The sequence below is a fragment of the Micropepsis pineolensis genome (assembly GCF_055392125.1).
The window spans coordinates 427,762-445,776 of record NZ_AP042408.1 but is presented as its reverse complement, the minus strand read 5'-3'; the positions used below and the strand labels follow the sequence as shown (position 1 = coordinate 445,776).

At 58.2% G+C, this 18,015-nt stretch carries 20 protein-coding genes and 1 tRNA gene; 6 read left to right on the top strand and 15 right to left on the bottom strand.

The window, feature by feature from the left end; all coding sequences use genetic code 11:
* Nucleotides 1-18: 18 nt before the first annotated feature.
* From ACZ5RI_RS02025 to ACZ5RI_RS02000, 6 genes are all read right to left on the bottom strand, one after another.
* Nucleotides 19-486, bottom strand: a complete 468-nt coding sequence (locus tag ACZ5RI_RS02025) for a GNAT family N-acetyltransferase (protein WP_464514443.1) — start codon at nt 484-486, stop codon at nt 19-21.
* A 174-nt stretch (nt 487-660) separates the two neighbouring features.
* On the bottom strand, nt 661-945 hold the full coding sequence (rpmA, locus tag ACZ5RI_RS02020) for a 50S ribosomal protein L27 (protein WP_464514442.1): 285 nt from the start codon (nt 943-945) through the stop codon (nt 661-663).
* A gap of 12 nt (nt 946-957) precedes the next feature.
* Complete coding sequence (gene rplU, locus ACZ5RI_RS02015; RefSeq protein ID WP_464514441.1) at nt 958-1,266, bottom strand: 50S ribosomal protein L21; 309 nt, start codon at nt 1,264-1,266, stop codon at nt 958-960.
* Between the two features lie 234 nt (nt 1,267-1,500).
* Entirely contained in the window at nt 1,501-2,046 is a 546-nt protein-coding gene (locus ACZ5RI_RS02010; protein WP_464514440.1) for an NADPH-dependent FMN reductase, read from the bottom strand.
* 45 nt (nt 2,047-2,091) lie between these two features.
* Complete coding sequence (locus ACZ5RI_RS02005; protein ID WP_464514439.1) at nt 2,092-2,649, bottom strand: lipocalin family protein; 558 nt, start codon at nt 2,647-2,649, stop codon at nt 2,092-2,094.
* Between the two features lie 100 nt (nt 2,650-2,749).
* Nucleotides 2,750-2,837, bottom strand: a tRNA-Leu gene (locus ACZ5RI_RS02000).
* Between the two features lie 221 nt (nt 2,838-3,058).
* On the opposite strand from ACZ5RI_RS02000, the gene rpsD reads away from it, so the two are divergent.
* Both rpsD and ACZ5RI_RS01990 read left to right on the top strand, forming a co-directional pair.
* On the top strand, nt 3,059-3,673 hold the full coding sequence (gene rpsD / locus ACZ5RI_RS01995) for a 30S ribosomal protein S4 (RefSeq protein WP_464514438.1): 615 nt from the start codon (nt 3,059-3,061) through the stop codon (nt 3,671-3,673).
* Between the two features lie 148 nt (nt 3,674-3,821).
* Complete coding sequence (locus tag ACZ5RI_RS01990) at nt 3,822-5,036, top strand: Acg family FMN-binding oxidoreductase (RefSeq protein ID WP_464514437.1); 1,215 nt, start codon at nt 3,822-3,824, stop codon at nt 5,034-5,036.
* Nucleotides 5,037-5,064: 28 nt separating this feature from the next.
* Here ACZ5RI_RS01990 and ACZ5RI_RS01985 read toward each other — a convergent pair whose 3' ends face one another.
* The gene (locus ACZ5RI_RS01985) at nt 5,065-5,529 is read right to left on the bottom strand and encodes a GatB/YqeY domain-containing protein (protein ID WP_464514436.1); all 465 of its coding nucleotides are present in this window, start codon (nt 5,527-5,529) and stop codon (nt 5,065-5,067) included.
* 151 nt (nt 5,530-5,680) lie between these two features.
* Here ACZ5RI_RS01985 and carA point away from each other — a divergent pair, with 151 nt between their 5' ends.
* Nucleotides 5,681-6,853: a glutamine-hydrolyzing carbamoyl-phosphate synthase small subunit gene (gene carA / locus ACZ5RI_RS01980; protein ID WP_464514435.1), complete on the top strand. Its 1,173-nt coding sequence runs from the start codon at nt 5,681-5,683 to the stop codon at nt 6,851-6,853.
* A 68-nt stretch (nt 6,854-6,921) separates the two neighbouring features.
* Here carA and ACZ5RI_RS01975 read toward each other — a convergent pair whose 3' ends face one another.
* From ACZ5RI_RS01975 to fabA, 4 genes are all read right to left on the bottom strand, one after another.
* Nucleotides 6,922-7,284, bottom strand: coding sequence for a hypothetical protein (locus tag ACZ5RI_RS01975; protein ID WP_464514434.1), 363 nt, complete (start codon nt 7,282-7,284; stop codon nt 6,922-6,924).
* Between the two features lie 35 nt (nt 7,285-7,319).
* Nucleotides 7,320-8,132: an SDR family oxidoreductase gene (locus tag ACZ5RI_RS01970; RefSeq protein WP_464515527.1), complete on the bottom strand. Its 813-nt coding sequence runs from the start codon at nt 8,130-8,132 to the stop codon at nt 7,320-7,322.
* Between the two features lie 36 nt (nt 8,133-8,168).
* Nucleotides 8,169-9,386: a beta-ketoacyl-ACP synthase I gene (gene fabB, locus ACZ5RI_RS01965; RefSeq protein WP_464514433.1), complete on the bottom strand. Its 1,218-nt coding sequence runs from the start codon at nt 9,384-9,386 to the stop codon at nt 8,169-8,171.
* 117 nt (nt 9,387-9,503) lie between these two features.
* Complete coding sequence (fabA, locus tag ACZ5RI_RS01960; RefSeq protein WP_464515526.1) at nt 9,504-9,968, bottom strand: 3-hydroxyacyl-[acyl-carrier-protein] dehydratase FabA; 465 nt, start codon at nt 9,966-9,968, stop codon at nt 9,504-9,506.
* Nucleotides 9,969-10,224: 256 nt separating this feature from the next.
* Between fabA and irrA the strand changes: the two genes are divergently transcribed.
* A complete protein-coding gene (gene irrA / locus ACZ5RI_RS01955; RefSeq protein WP_464515525.1) occupies nt 10,225-10,635 on the top strand; it encodes an iron response transcriptional regulator IrrA in 411 nt (136 codons plus the stop codon).
* 3 nt (nt 10,636-10,638) lie between these two features.
* On the opposite strand, the gene ACZ5RI_RS01950 is transcribed toward irrA, so the two are convergent.
* The gene (locus tag ACZ5RI_RS01950; protein ID WP_464514432.1) at nt 10,639-12,180 is read right to left on the bottom strand and encodes a tetratricopeptide repeat protein; all 1,542 of its coding nucleotides are present in this window, start codon (nt 12,178-12,180) and stop codon (nt 10,639-10,641) included.
* Nucleotides 12,181-12,324: 144 nt separating this feature from the next.
* Here ACZ5RI_RS01950 and ACZ5RI_RS01945 point away from each other — a divergent pair, with 144 nt between their 5' ends.
* Nucleotides 12,325-15,084 (top strand): beta strand repeat-containing protein, encoded by a 2,760-nt coding sequence (locus ACZ5RI_RS01945; RefSeq protein WP_464514431.1) that lies wholly within the window; start codon nt 12,325-12,327, stop codon nt 15,082-15,084.
* Between the two features lie 23 nt (nt 15,085-15,107).
* Here ACZ5RI_RS01945 and ACZ5RI_RS01940 read toward each other — a convergent pair whose 3' ends face one another.
* From ACZ5RI_RS01940 to ACZ5RI_RS01930, 3 genes are read right to left on the bottom strand one after another with little or no spacing between them, the layout of a single operon-like run.
* A complete protein-coding gene (locus tag ACZ5RI_RS01940) occupies nt 15,108-15,530 on the bottom strand; it encodes a hypothetical protein (RefSeq protein WP_464514430.1) in 423 nt (140 codons plus the stop codon).
* The gene (locus ACZ5RI_RS01935; RefSeq protein WP_464514429.1) at nt 15,527-15,844 is read right to left on the bottom strand and encodes a rod-binding protein; all 318 of its coding nucleotides are present in this window, start codon (nt 15,842-15,844) and stop codon (nt 15,527-15,529) included. Before ACZ5RI_RS01935 ends, ACZ5RI_RS01940 begins: the two co-directional genes overlap by 4 nt.
* Nucleotides 15,841-16,947, bottom strand: a complete 1,107-nt coding sequence (locus tag ACZ5RI_RS01930; protein ID WP_464514428.1) for a flagellar basal body P-ring protein FlgI — start codon at nt 16,945-16,947, stop codon at nt 15,841-15,843. Before ACZ5RI_RS01930 ends, ACZ5RI_RS01935 begins: the two co-directional genes overlap by 4 nt.
* A 285-nt stretch (nt 16,948-17,232) precedes the next feature.
* On the opposite strand from ACZ5RI_RS01930, the gene gpmA reads away from it, so the two are divergent.
* Nucleotides 17,233-17,997 carry a 2,3-diphosphoglycerate-dependent phosphoglycerate mutase gene (gpmA, locus tag ACZ5RI_RS01925; protein WP_464514427.1) on the top strand — a complete coding sequence of 255 codons (765 nt, stop codon included), beginning with the start codon at nt 17,233-17,235 and terminating at the stop codon, nt 17,995-17,997.
* Nucleotides 17,998-18,015: the final 18 nt, after the last annotated feature.

Here is an 18,015-nt window from a genome sequence, read left to right as displayed (position 1 = left end):
ATTGCGGCGACTGAAAGATCAGGCCGCCTTCTTCTGGCCGAACTGTACCCGGGTCAGGCTAAGACGGAAGCCTTCATATTCGCCGCCACGGGCACGGCTGGGAACCATAGCTGATCCGGTGCGAACAAAGCCGAGCTTTTCCAGCACGCGGGCCGATGCGGGATTGTCGCAAAAATGCCCGGCGGTCAAGCTATCGGCTTTTAAACCGTTAAAAGCGAAGGAAATCACTTTTTCCGCCGCTTCTGTGGCGATGCCCATCCCCCAATAGGGTTTGGCCACCCAATAGCCCAGCTCAAAGATACCATCCTTGAGCCGCAGACCACAGGTGCCAAGCAGCGCCTCGTCATCCTTGAACAGGACCGAGAACAGAAACCCCTCGCCCTTGGCACGGCGCGAGGCCGCATTGGTGACGAAGTCGTAAGCGTTTTTTTCGGTGAAGGGATGCGGCGGACTCGACAGATTCCGCGCGACATCAACGTCGTTCAAGTATTCTGCTAACCGCGGCGCGTCACTATATTCGGGCGGCCGTAACACTAAACGTCTGGTCTCTAGTCTTGGCATAACTTTTCCCCTAGCGAGGGAAACGAAAAAGGGAGATGGCGGACCCATCTCCCTCGCAAGACTTGCCGCCATTTGGCGGCTTATGTAAACGTGCCGCCCTTACTCTGCTGCGACCTTCGCCGCTTCCGTAATCGTCGGAAGTACGCATACGAAGGTGCGACGCTTGTAACCCTGGCGGAATGCCACGGTACCGTCGGTCTTCGCAAAAAGGGTATGGTCCTTGCCCATGCCGACATTGCTGCCGGGATGGAACTGGGTACCGCGTTGACGCACGATGATGTTGCCGGCAGCAATCGCCTGCCCGCCGAACAGCTTCACGCCGAGACGTTGACCTGCCGAGTCGCGACCGTTGCGCGAAGAGCCGCCTGCTTTTTTGTGAGCCATAGCGTGATATCCTTAAGCCGAGATTGCCGTGATCTTGATTTTGGTGAAGGACTGACGGTGACCGCGCTTGCGGTGGGTGTCCTTGCGGCGACGCTTCTTGAAAGCGATAACCTTTTCACCCTTGCCCTGCTCGATGATCTCAGCCGAGACCGAAGCCCCAGCGACCAGAGGAGCGCCGGTTTTCACCGTTTCGCCGCCAACCAGCAGAACTTCGTTCAGTTCAATCGTGCCGCCGGCCTCGCCCGCGACTTTTTCGATGGACAGGACTTCGTCCTGTACCACTTTGTATTGCTTGCCGCCTGTGCGTACGACCGCGAACATTGTGTCAAACCCTTGCAACAGTTCATAATTCCAGAAGACGGACGTCTGCTAGAGAGGCGCGCACTATAACGACAGATGCGTATTGGTCAAGCGCCAAGTCCAAAAAGCCTGTGAAAAAAGGCTGGTAATCAAGATGTTCGGACTCGTTAACCCTGACCTACAGCTTGTTGTGGTCGCTTGGGCCGCTGCCGCGCCCGTGTGCCGCGGGGGAGGGTACCACAAGGCGGCTTAAAATTACCCGGCCAGATGCGCCAGAAAGCTGTCCACCTGGCGGTGGACTCGCTTCAGTGCGGTTTCATCGCTTAAATTTCCGTCGCGGATTTTGTCGCCGATCTGCGCCAGCGCCAATTCCTGCAGCGGCACCACATCCGCCAGCATCGAGGCCAGGGCCTCGCGCAGCTGATACTGGGCGCGCACCCCGCCCAGTGGGCCGGGCGAATGGGTGATGAACATCACCGGCTTGGCCAGAAAGCTGCTTTTGAAGGCCGGGCGTGACAGCCAGTCGAGGGTGTTTTTGAGCACACCGGGCATGCCGTGGTTAAATTCGGGCGTTACGATCACCACCCCGTCGCAGGCGGCAATCCGGGCACGGCCCTCGGCCACCGCGGCGGGCAGCGTTTCCTCAAGATCCTGATCGTAATGGGGAAATGCCGCAATATCGATGGCGTCATAACGGGTGCCAGCGGGCAAATGCCCGGCAATCGCGGCCAGAATGCTGCGCGAAAACGAGGCCTGACGCAGGCTGCCGGCAATGCCGATCAGATGAAGCGGATGGGGCATGGCGTGGTTCCGAACGGGTTCGGACTGCACTTTTATCGGGGAATATTATGGGCTGGTAGGGTTTTGTTCCGTGCGCTTTAAGCGGGTAAGGTCATAACCCTGCTCGGTCAGCCGGGTCACTATGCCGCCATAGGTGGTCTGATCCAGCGTTGGGTTCCGGGACAAAATCCATAAATAGTCCCGGCTGGGGTGGCCGACCACGGCATAGCTATAGTCCGGGGCCAGGTCGATCACCCAGTAATCGCCATAAAACGGCCAGAAGAACGTGACCTTCAGCTTGGTGGCGGTTTTATCCACGGCATAGGCGCGGCCATGGGCCTGATCGGGCGGCCCATCCAGACCGCCCTTGCGGCAGGCGTTCAGTACATCAATCTGGCCGTCGGGCCGTAAGGTATAGGTGGCGGTGGTGGCGGCGCAGTCTTTCTGGAACCACTGGGGAAAGCTGGCGATCTCGTACCATTTGCCCAGATAGCGGCTGATCTCGACCTTCGGTACGGTCTTTAATTCCGGCAGATGGCGGGCCTCGGTCGTGGTCTGGCTGCAGGCCGTGGACATCAGAGCAGCCGTGGCGGCTACGAAGCTTAAAACACGGTTCTTGCGCATGGGGGCCCTCCGCTTCAGCATGATATGTTGGGGCCGGGAGCTAAATATCCAGTAACGCGCTTAGAAATTTTAAGCGTCCTGCTGCCGGATTTTTTAAAAGTGGTGCGGGCGGCCGGACTTGAACCGGCACGAGCCTTTCAGCCCTACGGATTTTAAGTCCGTTGCGTCTACCATTTCGCCACGCCCGCGCTTCGCTTCGTTCTATATCGTTACTCGCGGCCGCCGCCAACGATTATTGTAAACTGGCTCACACCAACAACCATGTGGCGACTAACTGTGATATGGTGCAACTTGCAGAAGTAGTCGATTCAAAAACACAAGCCGCACCAATGTGTTATACGCTATTGACACGCGTTTCGGCCTGACTATAGTGCGCGCCACTAGAACCGCAACGAAATTCAGGTCTGTCATGAGCAAGCGCATTTCCGCCAAATTCAAACTCGACCGCCGTATGGGCGAAAACATTTGGGGTCGTTCCAAGAGCCCCGTTAATAAGCGCTCCTATGGTCCGGGTCAGCACGGCCAGCGCCGCGCTAAGAAGCTGTCGGACTATGGCACGCAGCTCCAGGCCAAGCAGAAGCTTAAGGGCTATTACGGCAATATCACGGAACGGCAGTTCCGTAAGTATTATCAGGAAGCCGTCCGTCGTCCCGGCGACACCGGCGAGAACATGATCGGTTTGCTGGAACGTCGTCTCGACGCGCTGGTTTTCCGCGCCAAGTTTGCCGTTTCGCCCTTTGCCGCCCGTCAGCTGGTCTCGCATGGCCACGTCAAGGTCAATGGCAAGCGCGTCACCATCGCTTCCTATCAGGTTCAGGAAGGCGATTTGGTTGAGCTGGCCCCCAAGGCCCGTGAAATGGCCGTGGTGATGGAAGCGGCCAAGAGCGGCGAACGTGACACCCCCGATTACCTCGAAGTTGATGAGGGTAAGTCGGCCAAGTTCCTGCGTATCCCGAAGCTGGCCGATGTGCCCTACGCTTCGCAGATGAATCCGCCGCTGATCGTCGAATTCTATTCGCGCTAATCGCGGAAGGTTTATTTTGGAAAATGCCTCGCGGGCTTGCTCCCGCGGGGCATTTTGCTTATGGGGTGCCATGGTCTGGCTGTTCTGTCCGCCATACGGCAGTCCGTATGCGGTTGCTGGCCGTACGATCCCCTTGTGAGCCCCCGCAATGACGGCGTTGTTCAAAGAATTCCCCAGCCGACGTAGCGTAATAACCGGCGGTGTCGGGGCAGCGCTGATTGGCGGGCTGGGCTGGCGTGCCTATGACCGCGGGGTTTTTGCCGGAACCCATGGTGCCGCCTATGCGCCCTGGGATACCTGGATGGGCCATCCCGGCGAGGGTATTAAACGGCCCCTGCATGCCGCCCTTGTGGCCAGCAATGCGCATAACAGCCAGCCCTGGCTGTTCACCCTTGGCGATGATCGCATCTCAATTTACGCCGACCGCAGCCGAAATCTGGGCGCCGCGGACCCGTTCGGGCGCGAACTGACTTTGTCGCTGGGCTGTGCGCTGGCCAATTTTCAGGTTGCGGCCGACCATTACGGCTATGGCCTGTCGATCCATATCAATCCGGGGCGGCTGGAGCCAACCGCCTCGCGCGATCCGGTCGAGGTCGCCCATATTCTGCTCAAACCCGGCGAGGCCGGGGCCGCTCCCTTAAAGGCGTTGTTCGATACCATCGGGGCGCGCCATACCAACCGCGGGCCATACTTACGCAAAAAGCCGATCCCGGCAGTGGCGCTGGAATCTCTGTTCGGGGCTTATGGCAATGATGTGCGCATCGTGCCGCTGTCCGAGCAGGCCCGGCGCGAGGATATCAGCTCGATCATCATGGAAGCGACCGAACGCTTCTGCGCCGATGCCCAGATGTCGGCCGATGCCGGGCACTGGTATCGCACCGGGATGACGGATGTGCTGAAGCATCGCGATGGCGTGGTGGTGGATGCGGCCGGGCTGACGCCGTGGCGCACGGCTATGGCCAAATTGCTGCCCGATCAAAGCATCGACAGCGCCAACCAGTATTGGCGCGACGCCACCCGCATGGTGCAGATCCCGACCGCCGCCCTGTTCGGGCTGGTGCTGGTGCGCGATCGCATGGATGTGGTGCAGGCGGTAACCGCCGGGCGGGCCTGGCAATTGTGCCAGCTGACCGCCACCCATTTTGGCCTTGCCGCCCAGCCCCTCAACCAGCCGGTCGAAATGGCGGATCGCAATCTGGTGCTGGGGCGACAGGATTTCTACAAAAGCGCGCTGACCGGTCTGACCGACTGGAAGGACTGGGACGCCACCTTTGTCTTCCGGCTGGGCTTTGCCGAACGGCCCGGCCCGCTTACGCCGCGCCGTCCGCTGGCGGATGTGTTGCGTAAGACGGGGATGGCGTAAGGCTGGGGTGGCGTAAGGCCGGCGCTAATTATTTTCCCGACAGTTTGGCCTTGATCAGCCCACCGGCTTTGCCGAAATCGAGCTGGCCAGCATATTTGGCCTTCAGCACGCCCATCACCTTGCCCATATCCTTAAGCTGCGCGGCGCCGGTTTCGGCAATCGCGGCCTCGATGGCGGCGGCCGTTTCGGCGTCATCCATCTGTTTGGGCATGAATTCGCGGATTACCGCGATTTCGGCTGTTTCATTATCGACCAGATCCTGACGGCCACCCTGGGTATACAGCGCGATGGAATCTTCGCGGGATTTAATCAGCTTAGCCATAAGGGCAAGAATTTCGTCGTCGGAAATCCCTTCACGGCTTTCTTCGGTGCGCCCTGCGATGTCCTTATCCTTAATGGCGGCCAGGATCATGCGGATGGCGCCAAGCCGTTTGGCCTCTTTCGCCTTCATCGCTTCTTTCATTGCCGTCGTAAGTGCTTCGCGCAACGCCATTTCTCTCTCCTGTATGCCGCAATTTGGACGGCGGACCATAAAACTCGCCTCCCTAAAAGGAAACCCTGTGTGACGGACTGTTGTGTAAATGGGGTTGACCATGGGGTGGCGGGTGCCTATTTTCCGCCCGATCTGAGGATAGGTTCCCGACATGTCTGATATAGCCCTCCACTCCGCCTCCCCGAAGGCGGATACGCTTTTGCGCGGCAAACTGGTTCTGGCCGATGGTACTGTTTTCGAAGGCCACGCCTTCGGGGCCGAAACCATTGCGGTTGGTGAAGTTTGCTTCAACACCGCCATGACGGGGTATCAGGAAATCCTCTCCGATCCGTCCTATGCCGGGCAGATCGTCTGTTTCACCTTCCCCCATATCGGCATCGTTGGTGCCAATGACGAAGATCTCGAAACGATCACCCCTGCGGTGCGTGGCGTGATCGTGCGGGCCGATGCGCAGAACCCGTCGAATTATCGCGCCCTGCAGACGCTGGGTGTATGGCTGAAACGTCATAATATTCCGGGCCTTGCTGGCATCGACACCCGCGCGCTGACCAACCGCATCCGCGAAAAGGGCATGCCGCATGGCGCGCTCAGCGCTGATGGGGTGGCCGAAAGCGCGGATCTTCTGGCCAAAGCCAAGGCATTTTCCGGTCTGGAAGGGCTTGATCTGGCCAAGGGCGTTTCCGGCACTCAAGTGCGCCAGTGGGACGAAACCCAATGGGATCTGGCCCGCGGCTACGGTAAGCAGGAAAGTCCGTCGGTCCGCGTTGTCGTGATCGATTATGGCGTCAAAAACAATATCTTACGCATTCTGGCCAGCATGGGCGCCAGCATTACCGTGGTTCCGGCCCAGACCCCGCTTGAGGATATTTTGCGCCTGAAGCCGCAAGGGGTGGTGCTGTCCAACGGGCCGGGCGATCCGGCGGCGACCGGCGAATATGCCATTCCGGTGATCCAGGGCGTGATCGAGGCCGGAATTCCGGTTTATGGCATTTGTCTGGGCCATCAGATGCTGGGGCTGGCACTGGGTGCCAAGACCAAGAAGATGCATCAGGGCCATCATGGCGCCAACCATCCGGTCAAGGATCTGGAAACCGGCAAGGTCGAAATTGTTTCGATGAATCACGGCTTTACCGTCGATGCCGATACCCTGCCTGACAGTGTGGTGCAGACCCACGTCTCGTTGTTTGATGGCTCGAACTGCGGCCTGCGCATGAAGGACAAACCGGTCTTTTCGGTGCAGTACCACCCGGAAGCCTCGCCGGGGCCGATGGATTCACACTATCTGTTCGAGCGTTTCATCTCCGCCGCCAAGGCGCAGGTTTAACAACGCGAAAAAAATCAGACCTGCGCGCGATATTTCGGGCGCAGGTCTTTTTTATACGGCGGGTAATTTCAGCGGGCGGAAAGGGCGGTTTGCGCCTGTGCCACCACCCGGTCCGAGAAGCGGTCGGGATAGGCGATGGCCGCGGCTTCCAGGCTGTGATCGGTCAGCCCCAGCTCGCGTAACCGCTTAAATCCACTGAATTTCTCACCTGCGATGACCAAAGCGCTGACAGCCTTTTCGGTGCCATAGCGGGCGCGCAGATCGTTAAATTCCGTCAGATCAAGTCCGGCGGTTTTATACCGATCCAGTGCCTCGGTGATGAAATCTTCGAGCCCTTCTTTGGCGGCCATCTGGCCCCAGGGGGAACGGCGGGCAAGCCCTGACACAAACTGACGCAACACAGTACACTCGACTTCCGGCCAACTGGCCATAAAAAAAGCCCCGGGTTTCCCCGGGGCCTTATCGCTCAGGCTTCGTCGCCTGTCCACCCCTTAAGGGATGTGGTCTTTGGCATCCCCACGGCGTTGAAGCCGGCATCGACGAAATGAATCTCGCCGGTTACCGCTTTGGACAGGTCGCTCAACAGGTAAAGCGCCGCCCCGCCGACATGGTCGATCTCGATATTCATCTGCAGCGGGCTTTGCACCTTGTTCCACTTGAAGGTGGTGCGGGCGTCGCCCACCCCGGCACCGGCCAGCGTGCGCACGGGACCGGCTGAAATCGCGTTGACGCGAATGCCGTCGGTGCCGAGGTCGGAAGCGAGATATTTGACCGATGCTTCCAGCGCCGCCTTGGCCACACCCATTACGTTATAGTTGGGCATGACGCGCTGGCCACCCAGATAGCTCATGGTCAGCATCGCGCCGCCATTCGGCATCAGGGCCGCGGCGCGCTGGGCCGCCGTGGTGAACGAATAGCACGAGATCGACATCGTCTGGGCGAAGTTGGCCCGCGAAGTATCGACATAGCGGCCCTTTAATTCGCCACGATCCGAAAAGGCGATGGCGTGGACCAGAAAATCGATCGTGCCCCACTCCGCCTTGATCGTATTGAAGGCCGTGTCGAGTTCGGCATCGTTTTCAACATCGCCGGGCAGCACCAGTTTGGCACCAACGGATTCGGCCAGTGGTGCAAGCCGCTTTTTCTGGGCGTCACCCTGATAGGTGAAGGCCAGTTCCGCCCCGTGGGCGGCGAGCGTGCGGGCAATGCCCCAGGCAATCGAATGGTCGTTGGCAACGCCCATAATCAGGCCGCGCTTACCTTGCATTAGTGTGGAAATGCTCATGTGTCCTCTGGGGGGAATAAGAGAAACCGATCAACCGGCATAGCGCTGGAAAACCAGCGTGGCATTGGTGCCGCCGAAACCGAAACTGTTGGAAAGTACCCGCTCGATCTTGGCGTTATCGATGCGCTGGCGCACAATCGGCATGCCTTCGGCTTCGGGGGTAAGTTCCTCGATATTGGCACTTTCGGCGATGAAATTGTGCTGCATCTGCAGCAACGAATAGATCGCTTCCTGTGCACCGGTGGCGCCGAGCGAATGGCCGGTCAGCGACTTGGTCGAGTTGATGTAGGGGATTTTTTCGCCAAACACTTCGCGCATCGCACCCAGTTCGGCGACATCACCCACTGGGGTCGAGGTGCCGTGGGCATTGATGTAATCGACCGGGCCTTTGACGGTTTCAAGCGCCTGCTGCATGCAGCGCACGGCGCCTTCGCCCGAGGGGGCAACCATGTCATGGCCGTCCGAGGTGGCACCATAGCCGACCAGCTCGCCATAAATCCTGGCACCGCGGGCCTTGGCATGTTCCAGCTCTTCCAGAACCACCACCGCGCCACCACCGGCGATAACAAAGCCGTCACGGTTCTTGTCGAACGCGCGCGAGGCTTTTTCCGGAGTGTCGTTATACTTGCTGCTCATCGCGCCCATGGCGTCGAACAGCACCGACAGGGTCCAGTCCAGTTCCTCGCCGCCACCGGCAAAGACGATGTCCTGCTTGCCCCACTGGATCAGTTCGGCAGCGTTGCCGATGCAATGCGCACTGGTCGAGCAGGCCGAGCTGATCGAATAGTTCACGCCTTTGATCTGATACCAGGTCGACAGCACCGCCGAACAGGTCGACGACATGCATTTGGGCACCGCGAAGGGGCCAACACGCTTGGGTGAAGACTGGCGCGCGGTATCGGCGGCAGCCACCAGCGTGCGGGTCGACGGCCCACCCGAACCAACGATCAGGCCGGTGCGCGGGTTGACGATGTCTTTTTCTTCCAGCCCGGAATCCTTGACCGCCTGATCCATGGCGATGAAGGCATAGGCGGCCGTATCGCCCATGAAGCGGCGGGCGCGGCGGTCGACCAGGGCATCGATATCAATATCGATGCGGCCTTCGACCTGGCTGCGGAAGCCCAGCTCCGTATATTTTGGCGCGGCTTTGATGCCCGATTTCGCCTCGCGGAGCGAGGCCGTGACCTCTTCGGCATTGTTGCCGATGGAGGAGACAATACCGATGCCGGTAACCACAACGCGTCTCATGGAATCCTCATTTTAATGGCGGATCGCTCTGATTTTAAGCAGATACGCCGCCTTTGGCTTTACGCAAAAGGCGGCGCACTATCCGATCATACGGCACCTTCAGTGCCATACGTATATTTAAAGCGCAGCCGCCTGATTGTCACTGAACAGGCCGACGCGCAGATCCTTGGCTTCATACACCAGCTTGCCATCGACAGACATGGTGCCATCGGCGATCCCCATCACCAGGCGGCGCATGATTACGCGCTTTAAGTCGATGGTGTAGGTGATCAGCTTGTTGGTGGGCAGCACCATGCCGGAGAACTTGACCTCGCCGACGCCAAAGGCGCGACCCTTGCCGAGCCCGCCGAGCCAGCCGAGGAAAAAGCCCACCAGCTGCCACATGGAGTCGAGACCAAGGCAGCCCGGCATCACCGGATCGCCTTCAAAATGGCATTTAAAAAACCACAGATCGGGATGAACATCGAATTCGGCCACGATCTGGCCCTTGCCATGGGCACCACCATCGGCTGAAACATGGGTGATTCGATTAAACATCAACATGGGCGGCATTGGCAGCTGCGGATTGCCCGGGCCGAACATTTCGCCCTTGGCACAGGTGATAATGCTGGCCAAATCAAAACTCGACGGCCGTTCTTTCTGGGGTGTATCCACGTTAGCCTTATCCTTCAAGTACTTAACCATGATCTGAGGCGAGACTGGTTTTCAGCTCTGTTGTATGTTAGAAGCGTTCTAACCGTCTGCATGACTTAGGTGGTAATTATGGCCTGCCAGTGTCATAGAAGCCAAGAGGCAAACTGCGAAAATTCAAGGATGTGTGGCCAATATGCGTAAAAAAATGACCGACAGCACCGACACCTCCTCCTTGCGTTTGCGGGAAACGGGCTTACGACCGACGCGCCAACGCAATGAACTGGCAAATCTGTTATTCCGGGGTGGCAATCGCCATCTGACGGCAGAAACCCTGCATGGCGAAGCGCTGGCCGAAGGCATCAAGGTTTCTCTGGCAACGGTCTATAACACCCTGCACCAGTTCACCGAAGCGGGGCTGTTGCGCCAGGTGGTGGTCGATGCCACGCGCAGCTATTTCGACACCAATATGGGCGAGCATCAGCATTATTACTGTGAAGATGAAGGCGAGCTGATGGACGTTCCCGTCGGGGACATCGCCATCCAAAACCATTTTGTTCCCCCTGCCGGTACGGTGGTCAAGCGGGTCGATGTGGTGGTGCGCGTCAAGCGGGCCTAAAGTTTAATCCGTCCGGATTTTTACAAGCTCTGCCAAAGTCGCGGCAAAGATCGCTGGCCAGTGGCCGATCTGGTCCGTCCGCATGCATTTTGCCTGTGGTGCAAAGGGTTCGTGATCGGTCCCGAAGCTGGTCCAGGAATAGTTATATAGGATTTTATACACCGGCACGCCCACTGCGGCCGCTTGCCAGGAAACCGCCGTCGGCGCGCTGACTACCGCATCCAGACAGGATAAAAACGCCACCGTGCGGTCCAGTTCGTTCTTCTGATCGAGGTCTGCTGGCAGGAAAAGTTTCCGCCCGCTCAGCTGTTCCAGCGTGGCGATTTCCTCTGCATCCGTACCATATTGGGCCACGACCGGGGTGCCCGGCTGGGTGCGCAAAAAATCGGCCCAGACCTCAATCGGAGCATATTCCCGGTTGCGATGCCCGCCCGATTTGCCGGAACGCCAGCACAGCCCCACCCAGGGGCGTGGCAGCTGTGCGCATGTGGCGTGCCAGCGGGCCGTCTCAAGCGGGTCAGGCGTAAGATAGTGCGGCGTTTTGGGAAAATCTGTCAGGCTTGTGCGGAATATTTCCGGCAGCGAGCCTATTTCGATGAAGCTGTCCGCCCCGCCGATGTCTTTAAGCCAGCCATAATGGGCCAGAATTTTACCGCCGCGGTTTTCGATGTCCCAGCCATGGACGGTGGCGGTGGGAAAGCTGCGGGCAAAAAGCGGTACCAGACGCGGCTCGCATTCCAGAATGACAGCCATGTCTGCCGCACGGGCCAACAGGTCCGGGATGACGCTGGCGAACATAATCTGATCGCCCATCCCCTGCTCGGCGCTGACCAGCAGCGTGCGGCCGGGGCGGATCGCGCCATTCCAGCGGCGTAAATTGTGATCGGCAAGCGGCCGGCCCGCCATTTTGAGCCGGCCGGCATAATCGCGCCATCCCTCGGTCAGGCTTCCGCGGGACAGATGCAGGATGCCGCGGTTGAGATGGGCCTGGGGGTTACGCGTATCGGCCCGGAGAAGTTTTTCATACAGCCCCAGCGCCTCGTCATTCTGGCCTTTTTCCGACAGCAGGTCGGCCAGATTGCCTAATGCCGCCGTGTATCGGGGGCGCAAAGCCAGCGCGGCACGATACTGGGTTTCGGCCTCATCCTCGTGGCCACTTTCCCGCAGGACCGAGCCCAGCGTCAGGATCAGCTCCGGAGATGCTGGTATGGTGCCAAGTGCTTGGCTCAGAAGGGTTTTAGCGGCTGAAAAATCTCCTCGCGCCCGATAGAGGTTGGCCAGATTGACCACCGCCTCCAGTCGGTCGGGTGATACGGTCAGCACACGTTGATAAAAATTTTCAGCAATTTGCGGTGCGCCAATGGCATCCGCCGCCACCGCTAGAGCAAACAAAACCCGTTCATCATTGGGATGTTGTGCCAGTGCCTGCTCGTAATACCCAATCGCCGCAGAATAGTTGCCGCCAGTGGCTAGCTTTAGCCCTTCACGATAGAAATCGCCTTGGGACTGTTTTCTGGGGTCGGAAGCGGACGGGCCTGCAGGCATCGAAAATCCCCCTGTCGCGCCCTGTGGCGGTTTACCATCAGGCCGCTTAAATCCAGCAAAACGGCGACAAATGTTTAACAATCTATAACAGGTTACGCTATACTCTATCGTGCCCGAATTGGGCTTGTGTGAAGGTGTCGGATTATGACCGTTATCAGCAGCGATACATTGCTGAGCTATTACTCGGCGAAGATGACCCAGTCTTTGCTGAACAGTTCGGCGGTTGCAAAAGCGACGTCTTCCAGCTCGTCCTCGTCTTCAACCACCAGCACCGCACCGTGGAACGAGAGTAGCACCGAAACCACCACCCAGCGCGATGCTGACGTGCTGTCGATGACGGACTATGTCGATACCAGCAATGTGCCGGCGTCGGCGGTGGGTGACTCTGGCCGTCTGGAACAGGATAATCAAAAACTCTTCTCGATTTACAGTGCGCTCGACACCCTGTCCTATCTGTCGCAAATGGCGTCGCGCAAAGATACAGCGGATGGCGTTATCGCGGGGTATAATACGCGCTTTCAGGAATGCCTGTCACAGATCGAAGACTATATCAGCACGGTCACCTTCAATAATTTGGAATTGCAGCAGGCGGCTGTTTCGACGGTGGCCTCCGCCACGGCCAGTATTGCGACGGCGAGTTACGACTATACCGGCAACACCATCGCCACCAGTGAAAATATCAATCAGGCCGTCGACGGTATCAGCACATCGGACAGCTTCACCATTTCGGTGACGAAAAACGGCACCAGCAGCGACATCACCATCAACATGTCTGATGTGGCGGCCAATTACGGCACGCTGACCTTAAGCAACATCGTTTCCTACATTAATGACGAACTGAAGGCGGGCGGCTATTCGACCCGGTTCTCGCGCGAGCAGACCGGGGAATCGACCGACACACTCAATAACACCACCTACAGTTATGGCATCGGAATTACCTATGCGTCGGGTGAAGATGTTACGCTGTCTTCGACCAGCAACAGCGAAGCGCTGTATCTGACCGGCACATCCGGTCTTACCTCGTCTGTTACCAACAGCACCACCGATAAAACGACCGAGGCCAACAGTACCGGCCGCGTGGTTAAGCTGTCGTTGAGCAGTGATGGTTCAACGACGACTGGTGTCTACAGCACCAATCAGACCGCAGACAGCGGCACTACAACGGCGGTCAAAGCGGTCACCGATACCGATGGCAACACCTATACCATCGGCACCGCCACCGGAAACATTGATGGCGAGATCAATCAAAGCACCAGCAACGACGTATACATCAGCAAATATGATTCCGCCGGTCAGCTCCTGTGGTCGCAATTGCTGGGTAGTTCTGACAGTGCGGATGCCTATGATCTCGCGCTTGATCCGACCGGTGGTGTGGTGGTTGTCGGCTCCACCACCGCTGATCTGGTCGAAAACGCTACGGCCACCACGAATGACGATTCCTTTGTTGCCAAGTTCACCGATAGCGGTACCGAAAGCTGGGTAACCCAGATTTCCAGTCTGGCCGATAACGCGGCCACGACGGTCAGCGTCGACTCCAGCGGCAATGTCACTATCGGCGGCAATACAGACAAAACCGTTTCCTCGACGGCGACCAGCTCGGGTGGACAGGACGCTTATCTGGCAACGCTGAATTCCAGTGGTAAAATTACCAGCACCACGCAATACGGCACCTCGGGCACCGACAGTGTGGCGGCGACGACCTATGACGACAGCGGCAATCTCTATGTCGTTTCGGTCGAAAACGGCGAAGCCTATGTCAGCAAATATACGGCGGGCTCTGACGGCACTGTCGATATCACGGGCACCGCCACCTGGACCCAGGATCTCGGTTCGGTCACCGGTGGTGCCATCAGCGACGTCGCGGTGGATTCGTCGGGCAATGTCTATATCGCGGGCAGTGTGAACAGCTCCAGCGCGCTCACCACTGACAGCTCGACCACCGTCAATGGTTCGCTTTCCGGTAACAGCGACTCTTTCGTTTATAAGCTTGCGCAAAGCACCGATGGGTCAAGCGCATCGCTGTCGGCGCTGACCTATGTCGGCACATCTGGTCAGGAAACCTCTGGTACTCTGGCGATTTCGTCGGACGGAACGGTGTACCTGTCGGGTACCACCACAGGCACCTTCAGCGGGCAATCGCGCAGCGAAAGTGACACCAATAACGCCTTCATTACCGCCATTGACAGCAGCACCGGCGCGGTCAGCTGGACCAAGCAGTATGGCGGCACCAGCGGTTCGTCCACCGGGGCCAGCGTGACACTGCTTGAGGATAATTCCTCGGTGCTGGATACACTGGGCCTGCCGACCGGTTCGGTGCAGACCGAATCCTATAACAATCTGCTCACCGACAATTCGACAGTCAAAGCCGGTGACACGATGAAGATTCTGGTCAATAACGGCAGCTCAACCCGCACCGTCACCGTCACCATTGGTGCGAAGGAAACGCTCAATTCGCTGATCCTTAAGATCAACAACACCCTGGGTTCCGCCGGTAAAGCCAGTGTTAGTTATTCCACGGATGGCAAAACGCTGAAACTGACTGCCACGTCGGGCTATGCCCTGACGCTGGAAAGCAGCGATACGGAATCTGACGCATTCGCAGGGCTTGGGCTGGACAATCAGACGTTGACCGATGGCACGGTAAAAAGTACGTCGTCGTCCGATACAAAAAAGACCTATGGTTTGGGGTTGTCGTCCACCATGACCTTCTCGACCAAGACCGAGGCCAAGGCGGTCAAGGCGGAAATCTCGAACGTGCTGAGCACGCTGAAGAGTGTCTATCAGTCGATTAATACATCGACTTCGAGCAGCAGCACGAGCTCGACCAGTTCGACCTCCAGCTCCGGGACTTACACCAATCTGCAGCAGGTCGATGCCTCGATTGCGGTCAGCTTGCTGGCCTGACCGCAACCAACCTTAGCTATAACCTAGACAACCGCGTTATAGACGATGGCGCTGGCGGCCGGTCTGTAGTTCGACTTGGGTGCCGTATAGGTGCGCATGGCATTGCGCTTTTGATGAATATCGTCGGCGACGGCCTTGATGATGCCTTCCGAGGCGTTTTTTACACGTTTTATGTAACGCATATGGAGCTGTAGCAGCTCACGGAACTTCTTGGTCACCGCAAGAAAATGACGGCGCAGCTCAAGCGGCAGCGATCTGGCGGCTTCCATATCGATAGTTTTGATCTCACGACTATAGAGTATCGACAGCTTTTGGATGTCGGGCTCGTTCATGCGCATGGTTTTGGGGCGGCCAACTTTTAGCGCATCAATATCGGCTTGTAATGCCTCCATCATGCGTTCGGCCATCTTGATCAGTTGCTCCATCTTTTGCGCGTCGGTCATCATGAGGCACGCTCCTGTATTGCGATCAATTCCTTGAGAATATTTTTGGCCAGGCCAAAGCCGCCCTGGTCGGAAATCTTCTTGCCGTATTCATCGACCACCATCGAGCGGAACATTTCTTCGCCCGGGCCGCCGCCAAATTCGCTATCGGTTGAAACCCCGGCATACATTTCCTTGAGCATTTCCGAGATGAAAACGCCCTCATACTCTTTGGCGGCCTTTTGCGCGGCGGCCATGTTGATGGCGCGGCCCGGCTTGGTGACCGAAGCGGAATTCAGCGCCAGGCTGGCGGTATCGGCGTTCAGATCTGCACTCATCCGATCACCTCAATTTCAGCCTGCAAGGCGCCAGCGGCTTTGATCGCCTGTAAAATTGCAATGACGTCGCGCGGTCCCACACCCATGGCATTCAGGCCATCGACAAGCTGCTGTAACGAGACACCTTCACTTAAGGCGATGGTCCGGCGGCCGCGATTATCGTCGGCGGTGGTCTGTGCGGTAAAACGCGACATCGGGTCGGCCGGGTTCTCCCGCACACGCACGGTCAGATTGCCCTGGGCAATCGCCACGGTGGAAATGCGGACATCCGAGCCCATAACGATGACACCGGACTGTTCGTTGACGACCACCTTAGCGGGCTTATCCGGTTCGACTTTCAGCTGTTCAATATCGGTCAGAAGCCCGGTGGCCCCGCCGGTATAGTTGGCCGGAATGTCCAGCCTGACGGTTGACGGGTCCAGTGTCTGGGCCACGGCGCCCCCGATATAGGTGTTCACCGCCGAAGAAATCCGCGTGGCGGTGGTCAGGTCGGGATTGCGTAAGGACAGCCTCAGGCTTTTGGCGGCGCGCAAATTATAGCCGACCTCGCGTTCGATCGAGGCCCCGTTGGCGATGCGCCCGCTGGTCAGCACGTTACGGTTGGAAGTGGTCGACGGTACTTGAGCGGTGAAGCTGTTGATGATTACCGGGCCCTGCGCTAGGGCGTAAATCTGGCCATCGGCACCCATCAGCGAGGTCACCACCAGCGTGCCGCCCTGCAACGATTTGGCATCGCCCATGGCGCTCACCGTCACATCGATGCGCGAGCCCTGCGCGGCAAACGAGGCCATGTTGGCCGTCACCATCACTGCGGCGGTATCTTTGGTTTTCATGGTGTCGCCACGGGTATTGACGCCCAGGCGTTCCAACATGCTCTGAATGCTTTTTTGGGTGAAGGGCGCGTTCGTCAGCATATCGCCGGTACCGTTCAGGCCGACCACCAGGCCATAGCCGACCAGCACGTTGTCGCGCACACCTTCAACATCCACCAGGTCTTTGATCCGCGAATAGGCCATTGCCGGTGTGGCAAAGCCCACCGACATAGCCAGCGTTATCGCGGCTACCCACAGGAAACGTACACTCTGTTTCGACACCATGTTCATGCCTGGCTTCTGCCTTCTGCTTAAGGGACACTTTGCCCCGCCCATCCACATGCGAGTTTCATGCCGCGGCATTGGCCGTTTTTTTCTTTATATATCAGTGAGATAAAACAGGGTTGGTGCGGTCTGGTTTGGCCGCCCGGCAGATTCTTCCCGGCAAAACCTGACCCCACCGGAATGTGGTTCACCGGGCATTTGCAGGGGCTTCTGGGGAGCGGCAAAAAAACGGTCTGCACTTTGCCGGAAAATGCTCTAGATAGAGCCGGAACAAAAACGGGAAAAACCGGTATGGCTTCGGATTACAAGGATTATCAACTGGTTATCGTCCGCCATGGCGAAAGCGAGTGGAACAAGCTCAACCTGTTCACCGGCTGGCGCGACGTTAAACTGTCGGAACAAGGGACGCAGGAAGCCCGCGGTGCGGGTAAGACGCTGCTGAAGGAAGGCTTTAGTTTCGATATCGCCTACACTTCGCTGCTGACGCGTGCGATTCACACCCTCTACCTCGCGGAAGAGGAAATGGGCTGCCTGTGGCTGCCGGTGAAGAAGCATTGGCGCCTCAACGAACGCCATTACGGCGCGCTGCAGGGGCAGAACAAGCTCGAAGCGGTCGAGAAGTTCGGCGACGAACAGGTCAAGATCTGGCGCCGTTCCTATGACGTGCCGCCGCCGCCGGTCGAAACCTCCTCGCCCGACTATCCGCGTGCCGATCGTCGCTATGCCGATGTTGCAGAAAAAGACCTGCCGCGTTCGGAAAGCCTGAAAGATGTGCTGGCCCGTGTCATGCCGTTCTGGGAAGAATTTGTCCTGCCCGACCTCAAGGCTGGCAAGCGCGTTCTGATCGCGGCGCATGGCAACTCGCTGCGTGCGCTTCTGAAGTACCTCGAAGGCGTCAGCGACGAGGATATCATCGGCGTCGATCTGCCGACCGGTTTCCCCAAGGCCTATCGCCTGAATGCAGAATACAAGGCTGCTGATGCGAAATTCGTCGGCGACCAGGCTGAACTGGAACGCCGTATCAACGCGGTCAAGGCGCAGACCAAGAAGGCGTAATTCCGCCTTTTTGCTTTC

What these genes read in the sequence shown, in the direction of transcription:
- rpmA (WP_464514442.1), bottom strand. Translation starts at nt 945, where the DNA reads ATGGCTCACAAAAAAGCAGGCGGCTCTTCGCGCAACGGTCGCGACTCG.
- rplU (WP_464514441.1), bottom strand. Translation starts at nt 1,266, where the DNA reads ATGTTCGCGGTCGTACGCACAGGCGGCAAGCAATACAAAGTGGTACAG.
- ACZ5RI_RS02010 (WP_464514440.1), bottom strand. Translation starts at nt 2,046, where the DNA reads ATGCCCCATCCGCTTCATCTGATCGGCATTGCCGGCAGCCTGCGTCAG.
- ACZ5RI_RS02005 (WP_464514439.1), bottom strand. Translation starts at nt 2,649, where the DNA reads ATGCGCAAGAACCGTGTTTTAAGCTTCGTAGCCGCCACGGCTGCTCTG.
- rpsD (WP_464514438.1), top strand. Translation starts at nt 3,059, where the DNA reads ATGAGCAAGCGCATTTCCGCCAAATTCAAACTCGACCGCCGTATGGGC.
- ACZ5RI_RS01990 (WP_464514437.1), top strand. Translation starts at nt 3,822, where the DNA reads ATGACGGCGTTGTTCAAAGAATTCCCCAGCCGACGTAGCGTAATAACC.
- ACZ5RI_RS01985 (WP_464514436.1), bottom strand. Translation starts at nt 5,529, where the DNA reads ATGGCGTTGCGCGAAGCACTTACGACGGCAATGAAAGAAGCGATGAAG.
- carA (WP_464514435.1), top strand. Translation starts at nt 5,681, where the DNA reads ATGTCTGATATAGCCCTCCACTCCGCCTCCCCGAAGGCGGATACGCTT.
- ACZ5RI_RS01975 (WP_464514434.1), bottom strand. Translation starts at nt 7,284, where the DNA reads ATGGCCAGTTGGCCGGAAGTCGAGTGTACTGTGTTGCGTCAGTTTGTG.
- fabB (WP_464514433.1), bottom strand. Translation starts at nt 9,386, where the DNA reads ATGAGACGCGTTGTGGTTACCGGCATCGGTATTGTCTCCTCCATCGGC.
- fabA (WP_464515526.1), bottom strand. Translation starts at nt 9,968, where the DNA reads ATGTTCGGCCCGGGCAATCCGCAGCTGCCAATGCCGCCCATGTTGATG.
- irrA (WP_464515525.1), top strand. Translation starts at nt 10,225, where the DNA reads ATGACCGACAGCACCGACACCTCCTCCTTGCGTTTGCGGGAAACGGGC.
- ACZ5RI_RS01950 (WP_464514432.1), bottom strand. Translation starts at nt 12,180, where the DNA reads ATGCCTGCAGGCCCGTCCGCTTCCGACCCCAGAAAACAGTCCCAAGGC.
- ACZ5RI_RS01945 (WP_464514431.1), top strand. Translation starts at nt 12,325, where the DNA reads ATGACCGTTATCAGCAGCGATACATTGCTGAGCTATTACTCGGCGAAG.
- ACZ5RI_RS01940 (WP_464514430.1), bottom strand. Translation starts at nt 15,530, where the DNA reads ATGATGACCGACGCGCAAAAGATGGAGCAACTGATCAAGATGGCCGAA.
- ACZ5RI_RS01935 (WP_464514429.1), bottom strand. Translation starts at nt 15,844, where the DNA reads ATGAGTGCAGATCTGAACGCCGATACCGCCAGCCTGGCGCTGAATTCC.
- ACZ5RI_RS01930 (WP_464514428.1), bottom strand. Translation starts at nt 16,947, where the DNA reads ATGAACATGGTGTCGAAACAGAGTGTACGTTTCCTGTGGGTAGCCGCG.
- gpmA (WP_464514427.1), top strand. Translation starts at nt 17,233, where the DNA reads ATGGCTTCGGATTACAAGGATTATCAACTGGTTATCGTCCGCCATGGC.